Origin of the sequence: uncultured Cardiobacterium sp., assembly GCF_938028185.1 — a bacterium.
Classification (GTDB): Bacteria; Pseudomonadota; Gammaproteobacteria; order Cardiobacteriales; family Cardiobacteriaceae; genus Cardiobacterium.
This window is the reverse complement of record NZ_CALJAH010000231.1, coordinates 1-4,565: the sequence shown is the minus strand read 5'-3', so window position 1 is coordinate 4,565 and position 4,565 is coordinate 1. Positions and strand designations below refer to the sequence as shown.

The following is a 4,565-nucleotide window of genomic DNA, read 5'->3' as shown; positions in this document are numbered from 1 at the left end:
GCCGTTTTCGGGTTGCGTGTCAGGTAGCGGCTGACAGTTTTGACCTGATGAAACTGGCACAGTTGCGCGGGAATCTCCGGGAACAGCTGCAACAATCCTTTCCGCCCGTCGCAAACAATGCTCTGTATTACAACGCCTTTTTCCCGCAAAGCGTTCAGTGCTTCGGCATAGAGGGCGTTGGTCTCGTGTTTGACCTCACGGACGGAAAGGGCTTGCCCGCTGATGCTGTCCATCAGCACCATCACACCGAAACCGCGCCCGAAGTAAGTGGTGTCCATGATGATGTTGGCTTTGGCAGGCTGAGGGAAGGTTTCCCGGATGCGCACCTTGCGCAGATGGCGGTAGATGGTTTTACTGCTACAACCGTACTGCGCGGCAAGCTGTGCCGCTGTCTGCTTGCCTGCGCTGTAGGCTGTCCAAAGTTCATCGCTTTGGCGACGCCTGCCACCGTCAAATTGCCTGCCGCAATTGCAGCATTTATAGCGTTGTTGGCTGTTGCGCCGCCCATTCTTTTTGACCTTCTTCGAGCCACAGAAAAAGCATTTTTTGTGTTCAAAGGTTTTGACCCCGCTTAAAGCCTTGCAGCATAAGGCTTACAGCGTTTTTGAGCCTCCATTTTGTCCTATACGCCCCCATTTCTTCTGGCAACCGTACTGCGACCGCAACGAAGGCCTGTTGCCGCAGGGCGGCGGCGAGCGCGTGCAGATGGACCTTTCCGCGCTGAAAAAAGCGCCTGTGTTCTACATGGTGCTGCCGTTCCTGCCGATTGCCGGGATGCTCGTCTTCGACGGCAAAATCGAAATCGGCGGGCGCGTCATGCCGGAAATGTCGCTCGGCGCAGTGGTCATCCTCACGCTCATCATCAGCCTCATCATCGAATACTGCCGCAACCCGCGCGCCAAAGACCTCTACGAAGGGCTGGAAGTCGCCTACCAGGAAATGGGCGCGGCGTTCGCGGGCGTAGTCATCCTCCTCATCGCCGCCGGAGTTTTCGCCGAAGGACTGAGCAACATCGGCTTCGTCGATGAAATGATTGCGCTGGTGGAAAAAAGCGGTGCAGCCGGGGTGACGATGATGTTCGCGCTGGTCGGCGTGACGCTGTTGGTGGTGGTCGCTTCCGGTTCCGGCAACGCCGCCTTTTACGCCTTTGTCGAAATCGCGCCGAAAATGGCGGCCAAACTGGGCATCAACCCCGCCTACCTCATCCTGCCGATGCAACAGGCGTCCAACGTTGGCCGCACCCTGTCGCCGGTATCCGGCGTCATCGTCGCCGTCAGCGGCGCGGGCAACCTCTCGCCGATGCTGCTGGTCAAACGCACCGCCATCCCGACCATCGCCGCGCTCGCCGTGGTCGTGCTTTACACGCTGATTTTCGTGCCGCTGCATTTGACTGCGGTTGCGCCATAAACCTAACGGCTCCAGGCGTTACACACCATAAAAAAACCGCCCCGGAGGGCGGTTTTTTTGCAGGCGGGGAATGCTTACAGCACGCCCATGCCGACCAGCGCTTTCCACCAGGCAAAGCCGATGGTGACGTGTATCAGCAGGTTGCCGAAGGCAAAGACCGCGCCGACTATCCACCACGATTTGATGTCGTTGTAGCCTGCGCCGTAGATGACGGGCGCCGGGCCGGAGCCGTAGTGGGTGAGCGCGCCGCCGTAGCAGTTGGAGAAGAGCAGACCGAGCGCGAGCAGGGTCGGGTCGGCACCGGCGGCAAGGCCGACAGCGGCAAACACCGGCACCATTGCCGCGATGTAAGCACCGCCGGAGGCGAAGAGGTAGCGCACCGCGACGCTCATAAAGAGGATGATGACGGTGGCGATGGTGCTGCTGATGCCACCAAAGTTGAGGTTGGCCTGCATGGTGGCGGAGAGCCAGTCAAAGAAGTGGGCTTTTTCCAGCACGCCGGAGAGACCGAGCAGGCCACCGTACCAAACGAGGGTGTTCCAGGCGCCCTTGTTTTTCAGCATATCGTCCCAGACAAGCACACCGCAGATAACGAGCAGGGTCATGATGCTGATGGCGGTGGTGGAGGCTTCCTTGATGCCGATTTTTTCACCCAGCGCCCAGGAGAGGACGGCGAGGATGAAGAGGCCGAGCAGGGTTTTTTCGCGCACGGTCATCGGGCCGAGTTCTTCCAGGCCTTTTTTCGCAATCGCCTTGTTGTCCAGCTTCTTCAGCTCTGGCGGGCAGATGAAATAAACCACCAGCGGGGTGAGGAAGAGGCAGATGAGGCCGGGGACGGAGGCGGCGTAGAACCATTGCGGCCAGCTCAGCAGGAAGGGATGGCTTGAGCCATAAACCTTGCCGATGAGTTCCATCGCCAGCATATTCGGCGCCATCGCGGTGATGAAGAAATAGCCGGTGGTTTTGACAACCATGTAGGTGTTGAGCAGCAGGTAGCGTCCGGCCTTGCGCGGGCTGGTGTCCGGCTCCGAGCCGAGCGAGACGGCGACCGAGTTCATGATGGGGAAGATGATGCCGCCCGCGCGTGCCGTGACCGACGGCATTGCCGGGGAGATGAGCAGGTCAAGGCAGGCATTGACGTAGCCTAGGCGCAGGGTGGTGCTGCCGAGCCCGCCGATGAGCAGGTAGGCGATGCGCTTGCCGAGGCCTGTCGCAACGAAGGCGGTACTCATCGCAAAGGCGGCGAAGACCAGCCAGGTGGTGCTGGATTTGTAGCCGTTGAGAACATCTTTTTCTTTCAGTACGACATCAACCGCTTTTTGCGCTTCGCTGTCGAACCATTGTTCGCCCGGCGCAACGCCGATGGCGATGGAGGCGAGGGAGACGCCCGCGAGCAGGATGATTGGTAGCGGGAAAACTTTGAGGATGATGGCGATGATGGTGGCGATGTAGATGCCTGCCAGATGCCAGCCGATGTTGGTCAGGCCTTCCGGCGCGGGAAAGATATACGTCGCCGCGATAATCGCGATCAGGATGAGGTAGTGGATGGCTTTTTTGGTACTCATAGAGGGGTTCCAGGGTTGGGGGTGAAGTGCTGCCCGCACCAGGCGGTGAGGGCGAGCAGGTCGGCACTGCCGCCAGCGCTCAAGCGGCGGGCGGCACAGTCGCGGGCGTAGGCGGCGATGGCGTCTGCCAGCCGTGTTTCGTCTGCGAGGGTGGCGCGGTCTGCGAGCAGTTGCCGCGCCCAATGCTGATGCGCGCGCAGGCCGTCCAGGCCGACGCGGGCAAGGGTGGTGCTGTCGTCATTGACGGCGTAGAGGGTGACAAGCGCGAGGTGCAGGGCGCGGCGGGGGTTGCCGTCTGCCGCCAGTGCTTGCCGGTAGGCGGGCAGGGCGTGGCGGGTGACGGTGGCATAGCCGCCCGCCGCTTCGCCGCGCGCGCCGCTGATGCCGTACCGCGCGTAGCCGCGTTTGCCCGCGCTGTCGCCGCCGCTTTGCTGCAATTCGGCGAGCAGCCCGGCACTGATAGCGCGCACGTCGTCTTGTACTTCAGCGAGTGTCGCTGTGCCTGCCCCGGCGAGGCGTCTGCCGAGGGCAGCCGCGACCACGCCAAAGGCAAAGATGGCGCCTTTGTGGGTATTGACGCCGCCAGTTGCCGCGCGCATCGCCGCTTCTGCCGCGATGCCGATGGGGCGGATGGCAGCGAGCATGGCGGGGCTGGCAGGGTGTCCGGCGAAGGTCATGCCGCAGGCGGCACAGTCACCGAGGAAGGGCGCGATGGCATCAGCGCTTGTGAGGAACAGGGCAAGGTTCATGTCGCCGTGGCCGCCGTTGTGCGCGGCATCGACCAGCCCGGCTTTCGGCGTCAGCGTCGCTTCCGTTATCAGCGCCTGGCGCATCGTCGCCGCTATCGCTTGCGCTTGTTGCTGTAGGCGGTAGCGGTGGGCGATGTCCGCTTGCAGCTCATTGATGCTGTGGCGACGTTCGCGGGCGCAGGTTTTGGCGTCGGCGTCGCAGAGGAGGCAGCGGCGCGGTGGCAGGCCGAGGTCGCGGCGCGAGATGGCGACGCCGTCGCGGTCGATGATGTCGATGTCCCACAGCCGCGCCAGCGGCGAGCGGTTTTCCAGCGCAATGACGCGCTTTTTCCAGTCGCGTGCGCCGCCGTCGAGCAGGTAGAGCGCGTGATGGCCGCCGTCGTCCACCGCTTCCTGCCGCGCATGTGCGTCGCCCATGTGCGGGCGCAGCGCGTCAAGGGCGGCGGCGAAGATGGCATCGAGCAGCGGGCTGCGTTTGACCGCGCCGGGGGCGACGAGGGTGAGCGAGAGCAGCACCCCGCCTTGTGCCAGCAATGCCTGTTGCCGGGCGACGCGGGCATCGCGCGCGGCGAGGACGGCGTCCAGCGCGACCGCCTTGCCTTCAGCGGCAGGCAGGGCGGTGGCAACGGGGCGGTAGTGCAGGGTGTGGGGCATGGGGTTGGCTTATGTGCTGGTTGAATGGCTATTTAATGGCGGGTGCTGTATTCAGTAACCCCACCCCAGCCCTCCCCCACAGGGGGAGGGGGTTGCTCCGTTGTTTTTTGAACCCTTGTTTCCTTCGCGGATATTGCGATGCATGAACCCATGCGTGAAATTCCGCCGATCTGCCCCCTCCCCCCGTGGG

4 protein-coding genes are annotated in these 4,565 nt (G+C 62.7%); 2 read left to right on the top strand and 2 right to left on the bottom strand.

The genetic code is table 11. The features are described from left to right. Window positions 1-575: hypothetical protein (locus Q0349_RS06730; RefSeq protein ID WP_298080111.1), on the top strand; the 575-nt coding region annotated here is incomplete at its 5' end. Next, window positions 562-1,407, top strand: a complete 846-nt coding sequence (gene dcuC / locus Q0349_RS06725) for a C4-dicarboxylate transporter DcuC (protein ID WP_298080110.1) — start codon at window positions 562-564, stop codon at window positions 1,405-1,407. The genes Q0349_RS06730 and dcuC, both read left to right, overlap by 14 nt. A gap of 74 nt (window positions 1,408-1,481) precedes the next feature. On the opposite strand, the gene Q0349_RS06720 is transcribed toward dcuC, so the two are convergent. Next, on the bottom strand, window positions 1,482-2,972 hold the full coding sequence (locus tag Q0349_RS06720; RefSeq protein ID WP_298080109.1) for an anion permease: 1,491 nt from the start codon (window positions 2,970-2,972) through the stop codon (window positions 1,482-1,484). After that, entirely contained in the window at window positions 2,969-4,375 is a 1,407-nt protein-coding gene (citX, locus tag Q0349_RS06715) for a citrate lyase holo-[acyl-carrier protein] synthase (RefSeq protein ID WP_298080108.1), read from the bottom strand. Before citX ends, Q0349_RS06720 begins: the two co-directional genes overlap by 4 nt. Window positions 4,376-4,565 lie beyond the last annotated feature (190 nt).